The following is a 17232-nucleotide window of genomic DNA, read 5'->3' on the forward strand; positions in this document are numbered from 1 at the left end:
TGTCTATGGAAAATAATTCAATTCTGAGAAGTGCGTGAGACCGGATTGTGAGAGGGATCTCATTTTTGTAGAACTTTCCACTCGCTGGATAGATTGTCTACAATTTAATGGGGATGAAATTTTCTTCAGTGACGTTACCATGGATGAACCTACGCTACCACCGGCAGAGAAGGTAAAGACCTTCCCCACCACACCCGGGGTGTATCTGATGAAGGACCATCAGGGCCGCGTCATTTATGTGGGGAAAGCCAAAAGTCTGCGGGATCGTGCGGGCAGTTACTTTACTGCACAGGCCAAGGTGGATCGACGCACGGCAGAATTGGTCAAACATATTGTGGATATCGATTTCATCCCCACCACCACAGAAGTGGATGCACTGTTGAAGGAAGCCCGCCTGATCAAGGATATTCAGCCACGTTTTAATTCTGATTTGAAAGACGACAAAACCTTTCCCTATCTGCAAATCCGCATTCGGGAAGATTTTCCGCGGGTAGAGTTCACCCGCAAACCCCGCAGGAAGGGGGTAAAGTTGTACGGACCGTTTGTCAGTGCCCGCAGCCTGCGTGCGGCAATCCAGGTGCTGCAACGGGTCTTTCAATTTCGCACCTGTTCGCTGGATATTCGTGAAGATGACCCCAAATGGCGTTTTTTTCGGCCCTGCCTGCTCCACAGCATCCGGCAGTGCACCGCACCGTGTAACAATCGTGTAACAAAGGAAGAATACCGCCGCCAGATCCGTGCGTTGCGGCTGATTCTGGAAGGCAAGCGAAAACGGCTGATTCGGGAAATGACGGAACAGATGCAGGAAGCCAGCAAGGCACTGAATTTTGAAAAGGCGGGGCGAATTCGTGATGAAATTGCCGCACTGAACAAACTGGAATTACGTGGGAAAAGTGACCACGATGTGCAGCCGGAAGCTTTCCATACCGATCCCAAAAAAGGGCTGGTGGGCCTGAAAAAAGTATTAAAACTGCCATTTGTGCCACGCACCATCGAAGGGATGGACATTGCCCACTTTGCGGGGCAGGATACGGTGGCATCGCTGGTGAGTTTTCTGGATGGCTTGCCGTTCAAGTCGGGCTACCGCCACTACAAAATCAAGTCGGTGGCGGGCATTGACGATTTTGCCAGCATGCGGGAAGTGGTCTCTCGTCGTTTTTCCCGCATGAAGCGTGAGGAGGCGGTTTTTCCGGATATTTTGCTGATTGATGGCGGCAAGGGGCAATTAAATGCCGCCTTGCAGGCATTTCAGGCGATCTTTGTTGAGCCACCTGTTCTTATTTCGCTGGCGAAACAGGAAGAAGAAATCTACCAGCCGGGGGAATCGGAACCAATCCGGCTCAGCAAACACTCCGCCGCATTGCGTCTTTTGCAATTTGTGCGGGATGAATCCCACCGTTTTGCCCAGCTTTACCACCACCGATTGCAGCGGAAACGCTTGAAAGAAGACTTCGAAAGTTCTCAGGAAGAATAACCATTCATGTCTCACCTGAACTTCACCACAATTTTATTTCAGATTGTCTCTCGATTGATTACAATTATCTAACAATCTCACATCAAAAGAGTTGCAACATGCAAAAACGGATCATTCTAACAATTGCACTAACCTCATTGAGTTGTTTTCTGGGTTGGTTCGCTGCTTCGGATCATCAGCCGGAAGAAATGCTGGCCCAGCCTGGGAAAACCGCCAGTCTGCAATTACCTAAACCCGATCCGCTGTTCAAAGGGAAGATTGGTGAAACTTACAAAGATTCCACCCCTGACTATCCTCTGCCGGTCAAAGCTCCTAAAGGTGCACCGAACGTTCTCCTGATTCTGCTGGATGATGTGGGTTTCGGAATGTGCAGCACCTTTGGCGGACCAGTACCAACGCCGCACATGCAGATGCTGGCAGATAATGGTTTGAAATACACTCAGTTTCATACAACGGCATTGTGCAGCCCCACTCGAGGTGCATTACTGGCCGGGCGAAATCACCATACCATCGCTACAGGCGTGATCATCGAAATGGGTACCGGTTATCCCGGCTACACCGGGATGATCCCTAAAAGTACAGCACTGATCTCCGAAACACTTCGTGATAACGGTTATGCGACCGGCATGTTCGGAAAGTGGCACAATACACCTGAACCAGATATCAGTCCTGCGGGACCATTTGACCGCTGGCCGACTGGCTTGGGATTCGATTATTTCTACGGCTTCAATCAGGGTGAAACCCACCAGTATTACCCGGTAATTTATCGTAATACGACATGGGTTCCCCAACCAAAAACTCCCGAACAGGGATATCATTTTACCGCAGATATGACCGATGAAGCGATTCGTTGGACGCAGAATGTTCGTGCAACAAGCCCAGACAAACCATGGTTTTCCTACTTCAGCACTGCGGGAGTTCATGCGCCACACCACGCACCCAAAGAATGGCGGGATAAATACAAAGGGAAGTTCAACCATGGCTGGGATAAACAACGAGAACTGACCCACGCTCAGCAACTGAAAGAGAAGATCATCCCTGAAGGAACAAAATTGACTCCACGTCCCTCAGATATCCCTTCATGGGACAGCCGCACTGCAGAGGAAAAGAAGGTCTATTCCGCACTCATGGAAAACTATGCGGCATACATGGAATACACCGATGCGGAAGTTGGACGATATATTGAAAGCTTGCGGAAATCAGGTGAGCTGGATAACACTCTCGTGATGTATGTGGTGGGCGATAACGGTGCCAGCGCGGAAGGTGGTCTCGAAGGTACTTTTAGTGAAATCGCGAGTCTACTAGGTCTGCAACTGGGCCTCGAGAGTACCGCAAAACGAATCGATGAAATCGGCGGACCCAGCAGTGAGCCCCACGTTCCTGTTGGCTGGGCCTGGGCAATGGATTCGCCCTTCCAATGGACCAAGCAGGTGGCCAGCCATTTCGGCGGCACGCGGAATCCGATGGTCGTTCACTGGCCCAATGGAATTAAATCGAAGAATGAGACGCGAACACAGTTCCACCATGTCATTGATGTCGTACCGACAATTCTCGACTGTTGCAACATCCCAGAACCGAAAACAGTGAACGGCATACTCCAGAAGCCGATTGAAGGGGTTTCCATGCGCTACTCCTTCGAGGATGGTAGTGCAAAGAGCAAACGCACGACACAATATTTTGAACTGGCAACGAATCGTGCGATCTATCACGATGGCTGGGTCGCATGTGCTCGTACTGGTGTACCGTGGGTTACTCTGGGTAAGAATCTTGAGATGATGCAGGCTGCACCATGGGAACTTTACAATATTGAAGAAGACTTCAGTCAGGCGGTTGATCTGGCGAAAGAAAAGCCAGAAAAACTCAAGGAACTCCAGGCAAAATTTCTTGAAGAAGCGAAAAAGTATGGGGTATTCCCGCTCGATCCACGTTTCAGTGAACGGATGGATCCAAAATTACGACTAGCAGGTGAGCCAAGAACCAGTTGGACTTATTTTGGCAACAATGTCTGGTTGCCCGAACCGATCGGCCCACAGCTTTTCCCACGTGGCAATACCATTACAGCAACACTCGAGATCCCGAAAGGCGGTGCAGAAGGTGTCGTTACTTGTGCTGGTGCATTCTCTGCAGGTTGGTCGCTCTACGTTATGAATGGCAAGCCAAACTTCCGTTACACAGGATTTGAGGTTTCTGATGTGACGATCAATGGAACCGAGGCAATACCTGAGGGCAAAGTAGAACTCCGCACCGACTTTACCCCTGATCCGGGTTCGAAAACTGGCGGTGGCACCCTCAAGCTGTTTGTGAATGATAAGCCCGCCGGTGAAGGAAAGATCACTCGCACTTTCTTCCGACACGGGCTGGAGCCGTTCGAAGTTGGCCGCGACTCGATCACACCTGTTGACCCTGCATATAAGAATAAGGGCACTTTTCCCTTTACAGGTAAGATCGAAAAGATCGTTTTTCAGCTGAAGAAGTAATTCAATTACATTATTATTGATCAGACAAATCAAAGAGAAACAACATGAGTTTTCGATTTCTGATACCGATCTTTATGGTATCTGGAGCGGGTTTAGTGGGATGGTGGACAGCGACGAATCATTTTGATGATATTGCTGCCCAGGAAAAGCAATCAGAACTGACCCCCGCTCAAAAAGCAACGGTGTTGCCTGTTCCACCAGGCCAGTTTCAAGGCCAGATTGGTGTCCGGGCAAAAGATTCCATACCAGATTTTCCACAGCCAGTGCAGGCACCTAAAGGCGCACCAAATATTCTGCTGGTTCTGCTGGATGATGTTGGCTATGGTGCGACAAGCACATTTGGTGGTCCGTGCAATACTCCTACGTTTACGAAGCTAGCCGAAAAGGGGCTGAAGTACAACCACTTCCACACGACCGCTCTTTGCAGCCCCACACGTGCCGCACTGATTACCGGTCGTAACCACCATTCTGCACACACTGCATGCATTATGGAAGCTGGTACTGGCTTCCCCGGTTACGATACCGTCATGGGCAAGGATACTGCAACGATTGCAGAAGTACTGAAGCAGGCGGGGTACGGAACTTCCTGGTTTGGCAAAAACCACAATGTACCAGACTGGGAAACCAGCCAGGCTGGCCCGTTTGATCGTTGGCCAACTGGTTTAGGTTTTGATTACTTTTATGGTTTCATCGGTGGTGATACCAGCCAATGGCGACCAAACGTTACCGAGGGTACTAAACCAATTGAACCTTACCTTGGCAAGCCGGATTATAACTTCGATTACGACATGGCGGATCAGGCCATTAAGTGGATCAACATGCAGAAAACAGTGGCACCTGACAAGCCGTTCTTCTGTTACTATGCTCCCGGTGCGACCCATGCCCCGCACCACCCCAAAAAGGAGTGGGTAGAAAAATACAAAGGCAAGTTTGACCAGGGGTGGGACAAAATCCGCGAAGAGACCTTCGAGAGACAGAAAAAATTAGGTGTTATCCCCGCCGATGCGAAGTTGACCCCACGTGCCCCCGGGATCCAGGCCTGGGACACCTGTTCGCCAGAAGAAAAAAAAGTCTTCGCTCGATTTATGGAAGTGTATGCGGGCTACCTGGAACAGACCGACCATAACATCGGACGGGTGGTCGACTCAATTGAAAAACTTGGGCAAATGGATAACACACTAGTTATATATATTGCTGGCGATAACGGTGCCAGTGCTGAAGGCAGTTTACAGGGTTTGTTGAATGAAATGACGTTCTTCAATGGCGAAGTCGAAGATATTAAAGAAGTATTAAAACGAGCAGATGAGATCGGTACCTGGAAAGCGTATAACCACTACCCGGTGGGTTGGGCTCACGCCATGTGCACTCCTTTCCAATGGACGAAACAGATTGCCAGCCACTACGGTGGGACAAGAAACGCAATGGTGATGTCTTGGCCAAAGGGAATTGCTGCGAAGAACGAGCTTCGTACCCAGTGGCACCACGCGATTGATATCGTGCCAACTTTGCTCGACGTGGTGGGGCTCCCACAACCAAGTTCGGTAAACGGCGTGACACAAAAACCGATCGAAGGTGTCAGTATGACGTATTCTTTCGCCAATCCCAAAGCGCCTGGCACACGGAAAACGCAATATTTCGAAATGTTCTGCAATTCAGCAATTTATCACGATGGGTGGGTCGCCTGTACCACCCCACCATTGCCGCCGTGGAGCCCCGCAGGCGCCGATAAAGATTTTATCACGGAATACAACTGGGAGCTATATGCCCCTGAAGACTTTTCACAGTCTAATGATCTAGCGAAGAAGATGCCTGACAAATTGTTGGAAATGAAATTGCTGTTTTTTGCAGAGGCAGCAAAGTATAACGTGTTACCATTTGATAACAGCAAAACGTCGAGGCTTGACCCAGCGATTCGTCCCAGCCTGACCCGAGGCCGTAAATCATTCACATATACGCAGGGGCAGAATCGAATCCCAGAGGGTGCCAGTCCGGATACCAAGAATAAATCATGGTCAATTACTGCTGAAGTCGATGTGAAAACAGACACGACAGGGATGATTGTTACACAAGGTGGTTTATTCGCTGGTTGGGGATTATATCTCGACAAAGGTAAACCAGTTTATCATTACAATTATGTCGATGTCAAGCATTACGAAATAGCAAGTAAAGAACCTCTGAAACCAGGCAAACACACTATTAAGATGGAATTTGTTTACGACGGCGGGGGTGCCGGGAAAGGGGGAACGGCGACACTTTTCGTAGATGGAACTGAAATTGCCAAAGGACGAATTGAAAAGACAATCCCTCTCCGGATTACCCTGGATGAAAGTCTGGATATCGGCTCGGATGCGGGCACCCCAGTAAATCTAAACTACGATGTCCCCTTTGAGTTTACCGGAAAGATTGAAAAAGTCGTGATTGAACTGAAGTAGTAAGAGATTTGCTTGTAGATAAAGTCTTTGTCTTCGCTTAGCGAACCTGGCAGGGTGCTTGCCAGTCCTTCTTTTTTCGTTACGATAATTGTCTGTTTGTACGTGCCGACTTAGCTCAGCTGGTAGAGCAATGCTTTCGTAAAGCATAGGTCTGGGGTTCGAATCCCCAAGTCGGCTTCTCTTCTCTCCCGTCATCAGCACCACTCATACGTTCGCAAACGTCGTAATTTGTAGGCTTTTGCGAATTTTCGCCAATTTTCGAGTCAACTTTTCCATAACTGTTCAAATCTTCAGGTATTGTCATAGTTTGCCTTGGATTGTCAGAATCGAAGGCAAACTGCAAGGCAAACTTTTTACCTGTGGGCAAGCCGTTTACTTTTTCCGCCAGGTCACTTAATTTTGTCCGTGCGTACCGTTTCATTGTCAATTTTGGGTCGGAATGCCGTGCCAGGGTCATTACCTGTTTGGTGTCTGCACCGCTCCGAATCAGGTTACTGATGAATGTGCTTCGCAGTGCGTGAAAGTCGCGTACTTCATCCCTTTCCGGCGAAGAAGTTTCAACCGGAATGCCTGCTGCGACCATATCCCGGCGGATCATCTTCGCGGCCTTTTCATTCCAGGTTCCCGGCCAGATCTGTTCGCCTTTCTGCTTTGCGGCCAGAAATGGCCTCAAATCGCTCGCCAGATCGATTGAAATAGGTTGAATGGCTGGTTGCGGTTCTTGCTGCTGCGTGCCTGCAAATGTACGACAGGCGGGCTGGCGGATAGGTCGAACGATTCCGGCTTAAGGATTGCAAGTTCAGATGCCCTGAATCGGTCCCCAGGGCCAGCCGGTACAACATGGCACGATCGGAACCAGAAAGTAATCTGAACGGCTGACCAGATCAGTCGAATCACTGTACTCGTTCGGTGAACGACTTTCATCTCTACTCCGACTTCAAAGCAGTGATAGAGAACGAGCGCTTCCGGTTCACTCCGACCACTGGTAGACACGAATGTAGTCAATCTGCAGGATTTGGGGAAAGGCTTCGGGTGGCAGCAAATCGGCACGTTGGCCGGTCTTTTCAAAGAAGCGACCATCAACAGCCACGTTGACGATCATATGAAATGGCTGGTCGAATGGTGCGCTCGAGTTCTCCTTTGCCGCTTCGGAAAACCACTCGGTTTTTTTTCGCGTCTTACACAAAGTCCCATCGACGTACCACTTGATCTCGTCTGCGTTCCATTCCAGAGCATAAACATGAAAGGCTTCCGCGGCATCTTGCTTTGGAAACTTGTATGCATGAGCAAGATAGGTATTGCGGGGCCAGGTTCCTCCGAAATGGAGTGCGCCGGTAGTTTCATGAACTGCACTGCCGCGAGATTCGATGATATCGATCTCGCCGCCCGCAGCCCAACGCCCATATTTCGACTCGGTGGGCAGCATCCAGACTGCCGGCCAGATCCCCTGGCCTTTGGGCATTTTGGCACGGATCTCGAAGCGTCCGTACTTCCATTCAGCCCGCTTCTGCGTTCTGATTCTGGCGGAGGAGTAGGGCTGCGTCTTGCCATCGCTCGTTGTGTGAGAGTCGCGGTCTACTGCGATCTTCAACATCCCATCCTTCACGAAACAATATTTTGGATCGGTGCGGTAGGCTTGCCGTTCATTGTTTCCCCCTCCGTAGTTGTTCTCTTCCTTCTCCCACTTGCTGTAATCCAGATCGGTGCCGTCGAACTCATCTGCCCATACCAGCACCCATTCGCGAGAAGGAGAGATCACGCGGTACTCACCAGCGGGATAGAGCCCACCAACTGGACTACCTGTGCCTTTCGTTGCAAAACCCACATTTTTCCAATCCGTACCTTTTTTCACCTGGAGCTGGTAATACTTACCGAGTTCAGTGGGGTAGCTCAGCGCAACTGCTGGCGACACAGTCAGTTGCGGTTGTGCATTGGCAACAGCGATGCAAAAAGTGGCGGAGACCAAGGTGAGGAACTTTGTAGCGAATTTCATCAGTTTCTTGTGGCAGAATCGTCCGCGATTGAGCAGAGTCGCGGAAGTTGACACGATGCGATTCCTGCTCCAATCGCCAGCCTGGACTGTATTCATTGTTTTACAACAATCGTCGTCGAGAAAAATACAATTAGGATGTAAGCAGATGGCGACACTGCAGGATGAAAAACGGAATTGTACTTTCAGAGAAGTCCTGGGCGTGCTCTTTTAGTGGGTGGGTTTGAAGCGTTTGGTGAAATCTTCCGGGCTGAGCTTGGCAATTTTTGCCAGTTCTGCCACGTGGCCAGCATCGGCAAAGTCGCTCTCTTCGAGACGCACCATGTAGCGGCGGGCACATTGGAAGGAATCGCTGTGGATGTTCACATTTCGTGTGCGCATCCGCGATGTTTCTGGATTGATCATTTCTTCGAACGGCAGTGGTGTTAACTTGCCGTCGATAATGCTGATGATGGCACCATACTTCGTGGCTTCGTCGCTGGAAAGAAACCGCATGGCACCAAAGCCCAGGTCGCGGGTGTATTCCGCATCGTAGGGAATGGGATCTGCGGAACGAAGTTCGTATCCCAGGTCTTTACTGATGAAATCAACCTTGAGGCCCAGTTCCGACAGACGTGCCCCCAGGTAATCCTTCACGATTCGGCCAAAGTCGAGTTCCCCCAACCGCAAGTGGTTGTGGTCATCGCGTTCGATTTTGCCATAAAGTTTTAATTTATCCGCACCAATCGCATTGATTAAGCCTTTCTCACCAATTGCCTCAATCAAACCTTCGGCCAACACGGCAACGCCATAATTTTTGTCGCCAAGTTTGCGTTTAATAATCGAACCGATGATCAGGTCCGCCACCGATTCCAGTGTAATCGGCTGACCGGCAAATTCTTCCGGAATAATTGTGATGGTGGAAGCACTGGATTTGCCAATGCCCAGTGCCAGGTGGCCTGCGGCTCGTCCCATGCTGATGATGATATACCAGCGACCGGTGGTCTTGGCATCCGCGTGCAGGGCTCGGGTGGTCAGCGTTCCCAGGTGGCGTGCGGTTTCAAAGCCGAAGGTGGGGGTGCCTTCCGGCAGAGGTAAATCGTTATCGATCGTTTTGGGCACGTGGCAGACGCGGATCATTTTGTCTTTACTGCCGGAGCCAGGACCCACCCGTTTGGCCACCTGGCTGCCGGAAAATGCCGTATCATCCCCACCTATCGTCACCAGGCAGGAAATGTTCATTTCATCAAGCACTTTCAGAACATTCTGCATGTCGGCTTCTTTTTTCGCCGGATTGGTGCGTGCCGTTCCCAGAATCGACCCACCTTGCAGGTAGTGCGCAGCTACCTCTTCTACAGTCAGAATGCGATTTTTGGTGGTAGAGCCTTCTACCAGATGTTTAAAACCATTTTGAAAACCGATTACTTCCATGCCGTAGGTCAGAATGGCATCGATGGTAACCGAACTAATCACGCCATTAATTCCCGGTGCGGGGCCACCACCGACAACAATCCCCAGCCGTTTTCCCTTCAACACTGTTTCCATGATTTCCTTGCAGGTTGCTAGTCATTTGAACAATGATGTGAATTTATGATTCCCACGGTACCGTGGGGAGCTGGAAACAGAAATGAGACTATTCTAATATTCTTGGTTGCGGTCCTAACTCCATGCGCGGTAAAGCTTTGGGTGGTTCCGGCGTATCTGCAGGCCGATACACACTTTGCAAAATCTCTGGCAAAGGCTCATCAGAGCGAAAACTGCTCAGGTCGATATTTAATGATTTTCTCACTAATTGATAGGCGGGATCGTCTGGCAGAAGTGCCTGATCTGTTGGCGGAATGGGCTGCTTTGCCTGCATCGAAGGGAAGACAAGTTCGCCCGGTTTCTTCGTGCTTGCTGGAGCAGGTTCCTGGGGTGCAGCAGCTTCTGGTACCTGGATGATGTTGGACACGTGCACTGCAGCAGGTGGCTGAAAATATCTGCCCACACCAAAAGCAATGACCAGCATACCGAAATAGGTAATACTTTGTAAGAATCGATTCATGTCGCACCATCCTGGCGTCGAAAAATCAAGAAAAGTTACCCTATTTTGACATCACTTCCACCATTTGTCCAGTGCAACTCAGAAAAATAGATGAAAATTATCTCACAATTCGAGCAAGCGACGGATTCAAATCAACTTTTGGCTTTTTCTACCAGCAGGCCCGCCAGACCGTCTGAACCCAGATGGATTGATTTTTTTTGAGCAGAAACGCGAATGGTGAAAATATCATCGAGTGAGTGGTATTCAATCACTTTAATTTTTGCACCTGGTATCAGACCAAGCTGCTGCCACCGGCGTAACCGATCAGGGTGGGAATCGGAAACTTCCCGAATCACCAGCGAATCACCCGAGTGGCAGTCCACAATCCTCTTCAATTCCCGTTTCGCCATCTGACCATCCACAGTGGGGATCAGATGACCATGAGGATCTTCTAATGGTTCTCCCAAGTGGGCAGCGATGGCCTGTTCCACGCGGGGCGAAATGGCATGTTCCAGTGCCTCCGCTTCCACATCCACCTCGCTCCAATCCAGCCCCAGCACTTTGGTCAACAGAAGTTCAATCAGGCGGTGCCTGCGTATCACTTGTAATGCCAGCCGAAGGCCTTCAGCAGTCAGAATTGCCCCCTGGCGGGCTTCATATTCGATCAGTGATGCCTTTGCCAGCTTTTTTAACATTCCGGTGACAGAAGAGGCACGGACATTCAGCAGTTCGACGATTTCGTTAGGTGTTACCTGATTACGATCCCCACCCAGACGGTGGATAGCTTTCAGGTAGTCTTGCACGGATCGACTAACAGCAGACATTTGCATCTACAGGGTTCAGGTAATCGCACTCTCAATTTACTAAGGATGGCACGATTGGCGATAGCGGAAATCCCCCACTCAGGTTGTAAAACAACGCAACGATACCAGAACGCCATAGATTGGCAGAAGAGAACAGATATGCTGGCAGGGAAACGTGCATTGATCACTGGGAGCAGCCGCGGGATTGGCCTGGGAGTTGCACAGGCATTTGCGTCGGCGGGTGCCACCATCTTCTGTTGTTCTGAGCAGCCCTATGAAGCCTGTATCGAGCTGCACCCATTATTGGGAAAGCAAACTGATCGTTATTTGCAGGTTGACCTTCGCACCGACCGTGGGGCAATCGAAGTGGTACAGCGGGCAGAGCAGATCCTGGGAGGCCTGGATATTCTGGTCAATAATGTGGGGACATTCAATGAACCACCTTTGCTGGATATTACACGTCACGATTTTGAGCGGATTTTTGGCATTAATGTCTGGTCGGCATTGGCATGCAGTCAGGAATTCGCCAGACTGGCAATCACTGCGAAGCGACCTGGTCGGATTTTGTTCACTTCGTCGCTGAATGGCAGCAGATCGGAACCTGCCCACACGCTGTACGATGCCAGCAAGGGTGCAATGAATGCGTTAATCCGGCAATTGGCGATTGAACTGGCACCCCACAGCATCACGACGGCGGGGATCGCACCCGGTTTGGTAGAAACCCCACTGACCGATTTTGGCCTGCGCTCCGATCCTGCGGTGCGGCAAATGATCGAACATCAAATTCCAGTGGGCAAAATTGCCACCGTGGCTGATATCGCCCACTGGTATGTGTTTTTAGCCAGCGATGCTGCCAATTATGGTACTGGGATCATTATTCCGGTGGATGGTGGGCTGGACGCACAGCAAATGGGCATGAGACCGATTGCGGAATCAGAAAAACATTAATATTTGTTAATAATCGGGTGTTTCGGCACTTACAAGCCAAATACTTTTTCCATTTGCTTGCGGATCGTCGTTAATCGTTCCAGCCCACCCCCACCAACTTCTGCGGTGGCCCAACCCGTAAAGCCAATATCTTTCAAGCCCTGGCGAACTTGATCCCACGGCAGGTCGCCTTCGCCGATATCGGTAAATTTATTGTCCTTACGGCTAAAGCCTTTCACATCGAGTTTCACGCACCGATGGCCGAATTCACGCAGCCAATCGCCCGGTTGACCGTATTTCCAGTGATTGCCGATATCGTAATACATCCCCACCCACGGACTGTTGAAACTATCGACAAATTCAACGAACTTTTTCGCCGATTGTTCAGGCGGGGCGTTGTGATCGTAGTGCATCTGATTCCAGACATTTTCAAACAGAATTGGCTGGCCAAGTGCAGCCGCTAGTGGGAGCAGTTTGCGGATCTCTTCTCGTGCTCGTGCGTCAATCACATCGGCGGCACCGTCTCCCCCACGTCCAATGACAATGAGCACGCCATTCCCACCTGCTGCGTGGGAGACGCGGATGCAATGCTCGATATTCTTCACGCCCGCAGCACGATCTTCAGCGTTTGGACTGGTCAACCTCTTGTTCCAGTGGGCATGGTTGATGGCGTTGTGGACAAACATGCCCGATTCCTGCACCGCCTGACGAGCCTGCTCTGGTGTAAATTCTGCCGCCTGATCGAAATCTACCCCATCAAACCCCGCATCTTTGGCAAGCTTTAATCGTTGTGCGATTGTCAGATCTTTCCCATCAAGTTTCTTGGGGATCATTCCCAACTTACAGGAAAGCAGAATCGTTTTTCCCGTGGGTGGGGTGATGATTGCAGCAGGTTTTTCCTGACCAAGACTGACCGAGTTACCAGCAAGTGCCGCAGCACCCACGGCAAGGGTAGAACCAGTAAAAAATTGACGACGATTGGTATCTGGCAGATTCATGAATGCAACTCTCAAATGGGAAAGAAGTTTTTGTTACAGCATTTTTTACAAAATATTCGCTGAATTGGATCCGTATGAAACTTTTGCCGCAAACTGGCCAACTTGTACCCACGTGGGTTGGAACCGCTAAGATAGATTGTGAAGATTTGTTTAACTATCCGGTAGTTGTGCGGGCCTGAACCATGCGTGATCCGTTTTCGTGGTCGTTGCCGTTGTTTCGCGCGTTTGGCATTCAGGTGCGAATCCACATCATCTATATCATCCTGACGCTGGGGTTGATTCTGCGAGCATATTCGCAGGATCCCCACCATTGGCTCGATTTCGTGCTGATCTGGGTCGTCATGTTGTTTGTCATTATTCTGCTGCATGAATTCGGCCACTGTTTTGCCGCACGCCGCGTGAATGGAGATGCGGAAGAAATTCTGATGTGGCCCCTTGGTGGGCTGGCATATTGCAGTGTGCCCCATACTGCGCGGGCCAATCTGGTTACGGCGGTGGGTGGTCCGATGGTCAACGTCTGGATCTGCCTGGCTGCCACGGTGGCCCTGTTTATTGCAGGCTTTCTGCCACCGATGAACATTTTCCAGTCGCGGCAACTCTACCAGCCGGAACTTCATCATTGGAAAACAGGCACTACCGCACTGCCAGGGTTTGGTAACCTGGCCTACTTTGAGGATGCGAATACTGGAAAATTAATCCACTCTTATCAGTTATTTCAATTAGATGATGGTAGTCTGGTGGCGATGAAGGATTCCAAAGCCATTCGGGTAATTGAACCGGAGGAGGTGCGTTATCCCACCTGGGTACTCTGGACGGCCCGCCTGTTCTGGGTAAGCTGGATGCTGTTACTGTTTAATCTGCTGCCCGCCTTTCCGCTGGACGGAGGGCGGATTCTACAATGCCTGATCTGGGGCCGCACCGACGACTTCAAGCAGGCGACGACGATCGCCTGTTATGCTGGTTTTGCTACCGCCTTTCTATTTCTGTTGATTTCTTTCTGGTTAAATGAAACCATGCTGTTGGCACTGGGCATCTTTATTCTGATTACCTGTTATCAGCAGTTACGAATGCTGGAAATGGGTGGCTATCAGGAAGCGGGAGCCTTTGGTTATGATTTTTCCAAAGGGTATGGAGCGTTTGGAGCAGATGATGACCGCCCACGGAAAAAACGGGAAGGCTTTATCCGCCGCTGGGTGAAAGCCAAGCGGGAAAGGCGACTTCGGAAGGAAAAAGAGCAACAGGCGGCAGATGAAATCCGCCTGGATGAATTGCTGGAAAAAATCAGTCGAGAAGGAAAAGATTCACTGACTTCGGAAGAACGACGTTTTATGCAACGAATGAGCGATCGTAAGCGAGATCGAACCCGCGATAACAGTTAACCTTCTAGTTTATGACGGAGCACCATTGTGGTGCAGCACGTGCCTGACAACCACCAGCCGCCAAAACTCGCCACATGAAATCGAGAAAACCAGGTCCGCTCTACTGGCAAGTGCCACCTTCCGCCACACCTGAGGTGGGGCAATCTCCGGCACCAATTTCGATTATTGTGCGTGCCAAAACGTCCAAATCGCCCCCACCAACACTGTGGGTACTCTCTTCCGATGCCCTCTCCACCTTAACGCAATTCTGCCAGCAGGAACACGAAACAACCATTCTGCAGCTCGATTCTGCCTGGCTGCAGACTCACTCCGGTACCTGTCTGGTGCTGCGAACATCCCGCAATACAGCGGGATTTGCAATTTCCATGCCCCAACTGCAGCCATTTTGCTCGCATGCACGCTTTCCGAACTGTTTTCTGCCAGAACAATGCATTTGGCACCCCCACATCCGGCGGGAATACCTTCGGCAGTGGCTTGATCAGACTGACACGGTATTCTGGTGGGTATTTGATGCTGAAATCCGTCGCTGGGTGATGCACAGCATGCCCAATGAGGCCTTTCTGCCATTAGCACAGCGTGTGCAGCACCTGGTGCCCACCACGATCGTGCGGCCAGAATTCATGCCGGACCTCAATTTTTTCGAGTTGGCCAATTTTATCACCCACGTTCCCTCTACTGAAGGGCAGAAAAAGGAGAAAAGCAGCCAGAAAAATCAGGATGTGGTGGTGCCACTGAGTGCTACCAACGTTCCCGTGGTAACGCCCGGTGTGGTGCCAGTGATGGAGCCGGAGGTAACGGTGACCAAACTGAAGGTGCCGGAAAATGCCCACCGTCCATTACTGGAACAATTAACGGCACTGCAGACCACCTTTGTTGGGATTTCCGGCGATTACCACCATCCCGACCGTAAGGCACTGTGGGAACCACTTGCCCAGCTATATGCCGCCAATGCCATGTGGCCGGAAGCACGTTTATGCAGCACCAATGCTGCCTGGTTAACGCAGAACAGTGCATTTTTGCCAGCAGCGGAACTGGATGAAAATCCGGAAGACCATTGGATTTACGCCTGTGCAATGAATCAACAGCACGCACTGCCCGCACCCGACTTGGTCCGACTGCATCTGGAAGAGCGGGAGAATGCGTTGCCCGTACGGATGGTGTGGCTGGCCTGGAAAAATCTTGCCAGATCCACTGGTGATCTACTGCTTCTGACACGTGCCCGCGACCGCTTATTGGCAGAGATGATGGATCACGGGCTGGTGCGGAATCGTGATTTTCCAGCTTTTGTGACACGAGCTGCCTCGGTGAAAGACCCCACGACGATGGAATCGGACCGGATTTTTGGCATGATTGAACTTTGTCGAAACTGGGCTTCCGCTGGGAAAGTGCTGCACCGCGATCTGCTGATTCGCAATACCTTTGCTGTGACGATGGCCCAGGGGGGCAACATGCAGGTGGCGAACTGGCTGGATACATCGTTGCGCACTGATTTCACAAAAAATAAGGCCATGTTCAACCGTTCGCAGGAATGGCTGATGGCGGCATTTCGCGATCGCATGGAGTTATCGCAACAACAATTGGCCTACAGCACCCCATTGTCAGATTCACGGCGACTGGAAATTGATCAGCTCGATCAGTTAGTTGCTGAAAAAAAGAAACGTGGGCGTTACGATCGACCGGTAGAACCGTCACATGAACAGCGACGCCAGGCAGAACGCTATCTTCAGATGTCCCGGATCCTCGATCCATCCTACCATCAGGACCCATACCGCGACATGCGGAATCAGACCAGTGCGATTCGCCTGGCAATGTATCAGTTGCTTGCAGGTAGCCGAATTACCATTCCGGGCACACGTCATATGCCAAAGCACTCCACCGAAGCGTGGCTGGCATTGATCAAATCAACCGATTCCGAGCAAATGAAAATGATTTTGCTGGAACATGCACTGCCACAAGCAATACGATTAGGAGATCAGTTTTCTCTGGATCTGTTTCAGACAATCGATCGGCTGTTTAAGAATCTGCGTCGCACGTTCGACCATGTGGAAAACGCCCAGCGGGTGCATGTGCTCTGCTGGGGAATCGTGGTGGCAGCGCACTGGGACCGCAACGACTGGTTTCTGCCACTGATCCGTTATTTGAAAAAGCTGATTGCAGAAACCAAGGGTGAAATTGCCGCTCGGCTGGCATCGATGCTGCCCGTAAATATCTTCCGTTTCTGGACCCGCCTGGGGCACAAACAGGCTGCCATCGAACTGCTCGAACAATTATCTGAATTAGTGTTGCAAGGGCTGTCTGTTACAGAATTGTTACAAAAGTCTGGCTTGAACCGCACTGTGTATTATGCGGCGATGCTGAAACTGGCCGAAGGCTGGATTTATTTTGAGCAGGTGGGGAAAGCACGTGAAGTTCTGGCCCACGTGCGTGCAGAATTGCTCAGCGGTCTGGGGGCCAATCCGAGAACCCACAATCAGCTCACGGTCAGCTATTTGAATTGTCTGGTTCAGGACGAACCGGATATTGTGTACCATGATCTGCGGGAATTTTTTACTAAATTGCCCATCTGGGGTATGGCAGACGACTGTTATTACCTGGCAGTGGTGGAAGCCGTGGCACTGGGCATTTCTAACGAACAGTTTAATCTGAACCACCAGCTCAAACGGTGGGTGGATGAAGATGAAATGCAGATCCGCAAGCAAATTCAGCGAGATCTGCAGCACTTTTGATAAATCGTTCGTTCGACTCACATT

Annotated in this window: 12 protein-coding genes and 1 tRNA gene; 7 read left to right on the plus strand and 6 right to left on the minus strand. The window is 50.6% G+C overall.

What is annotated here, in order from left to right; genetic code table 11:
* Positions 1-139 precede the first annotated feature (139 nt).
* From R3B84_11095 to R3B84_11110, 4 genes are all read left to right on the plus strand, one after another.
* Positions 140-1474 (plus strand): excinuclease ABC subunit UvrC, encoded by a 1335-nt coding sequence (locus tag R3B84_11095; protein ID MEZ6141106.1) that lies wholly within the window; start codon positions 140-142, stop codon positions 1472-1474.
* Between the two features lie 98 nt (positions 1475-1572).
* Positions 1573-3951: an arylsulfatase gene (locus tag R3B84_11100; protein ID MEZ6141107.1), complete on the plus strand. Its 2379-nt coding sequence runs from the start codon at positions 1573-1575 to the stop codon at positions 3949-3951.
* 44 nt (positions 3952-3995) lie between these two features.
* Positions 3996-6383, plus strand: coding sequence for an arylsulfatase (locus R3B84_11105; GenBank protein MEZ6141108.1), 2388 nt, complete (start codon positions 3996-3998; stop codon positions 6381-6383).
* A gap of 104 nt (positions 6384-6487) precedes the next feature.
* Positions 6488-6560, plus strand: a tRNA-Thr gene (locus R3B84_11110).
* Between the two features lie 492 nt (positions 6561-7052).
* On the opposite strand, the gene R3B84_11115 is transcribed toward R3B84_11110, so the two are convergent.
* The 5 genes from R3B84_11115 to R3B84_11135 all read right to left on the minus strand — a co-directional run bounded on the left by R3B84_11115 (position 7053) and on the right by R3B84_11135 (position 11199).
* Positions 7053-7307 carry a hypothetical protein gene (locus tag R3B84_11115; GenBank protein ID MEZ6141109.1) on the minus strand — a complete coding sequence of 85 codons (255 nt, stop codon included), beginning with the start codon at positions 7305-7307 and terminating at the stop codon, positions 7053-7055.
* A gap of 46 nt (positions 7308-7353) precedes the next feature.
* Positions 7354-8430: a glycoside hydrolase family 16 protein gene (locus tag R3B84_11120; GenBank protein ID MEZ6141110.1), complete on the minus strand. Its 1077-nt coding sequence runs from the start codon at positions 8428-8430 to the stop codon at positions 7354-7356.
* Positions 8431-8583: 153 nt separating this feature from the next.
* Entirely contained in the window at positions 8584-9897 is a 1314-nt protein-coding gene (pfp, locus tag R3B84_11125; protein ID MEZ6141111.1) for a diphosphate--fructose-6-phosphate 1-phosphotransferase, read from the minus strand.
* Positions 9898-9985: 88 nt separating this feature from the next.
* Complete coding sequence (locus R3B84_11130) at positions 9986-10396, minus strand: hypothetical protein (protein ID MEZ6141112.1); 411 nt, start codon at positions 10394-10396, stop codon at positions 9986-9988.
* A gap of 131 nt (positions 10397-10527) precedes the next feature.
* Positions 10528-11199, minus strand: coding sequence for a metal-dependent transcriptional regulator (locus R3B84_11135; GenBank protein MEZ6141113.1), 672 nt, complete (start codon positions 11197-11199; stop codon positions 10528-10530).
* Between the two features lie 138 nt (positions 11200-11337).
* On the opposite strand from R3B84_11135, the gene R3B84_11140 reads away from it, so the two are divergent.
* A complete protein-coding gene (locus R3B84_11140) occupies positions 11338-12126 on the plus strand; it encodes an SDR family oxidoreductase (protein MEZ6141114.1) in 789 nt (262 codons plus the stop codon).
* A 29-nt stretch (positions 12127-12155) separates the two neighbouring features.
* Here the strand turns inward: R3B84_11140 and R3B84_11145 are convergent, their stop codons facing one another.
* Positions 12156-13103, minus strand: coding sequence for a sugar phosphate isomerase/epimerase family protein (locus R3B84_11145; protein ID MEZ6141115.1), 948 nt, complete (start codon positions 13101-13103; stop codon positions 12156-12158).
* Positions 13104-13285: 182 nt separating this feature from the next.
* Here R3B84_11145 and R3B84_11150 point away from each other — a divergent pair, with 182 nt between their 5' ends.
* A complete protein-coding gene (locus R3B84_11150; GenBank protein ID MEZ6141116.1) occupies positions 13286-14482 on the plus strand; it encodes a site-2 protease family protein in 1197 nt (398 codons plus the stop codon).
* A gap of 74 nt (positions 14483-14556) precedes the next feature.
* Positions 14557-17208: a hypothetical protein gene (locus R3B84_11155; protein MEZ6141117.1), complete on the plus strand. Its 2652-nt coding sequence runs from the start codon at positions 14557-14559 to the stop codon at positions 17206-17208.
* Positions 17209-17232: the final 24 nt, after the last annotated feature.

Source organism: Zavarzinella sp. (assembly GCA_041399155.1).
In the GTDB taxonomy this organism is placed as follows: domain Bacteria; phylum Planctomycetota; class Planctomycetia; order Gemmatales; family Gemmataceae; genus JAWKTI01.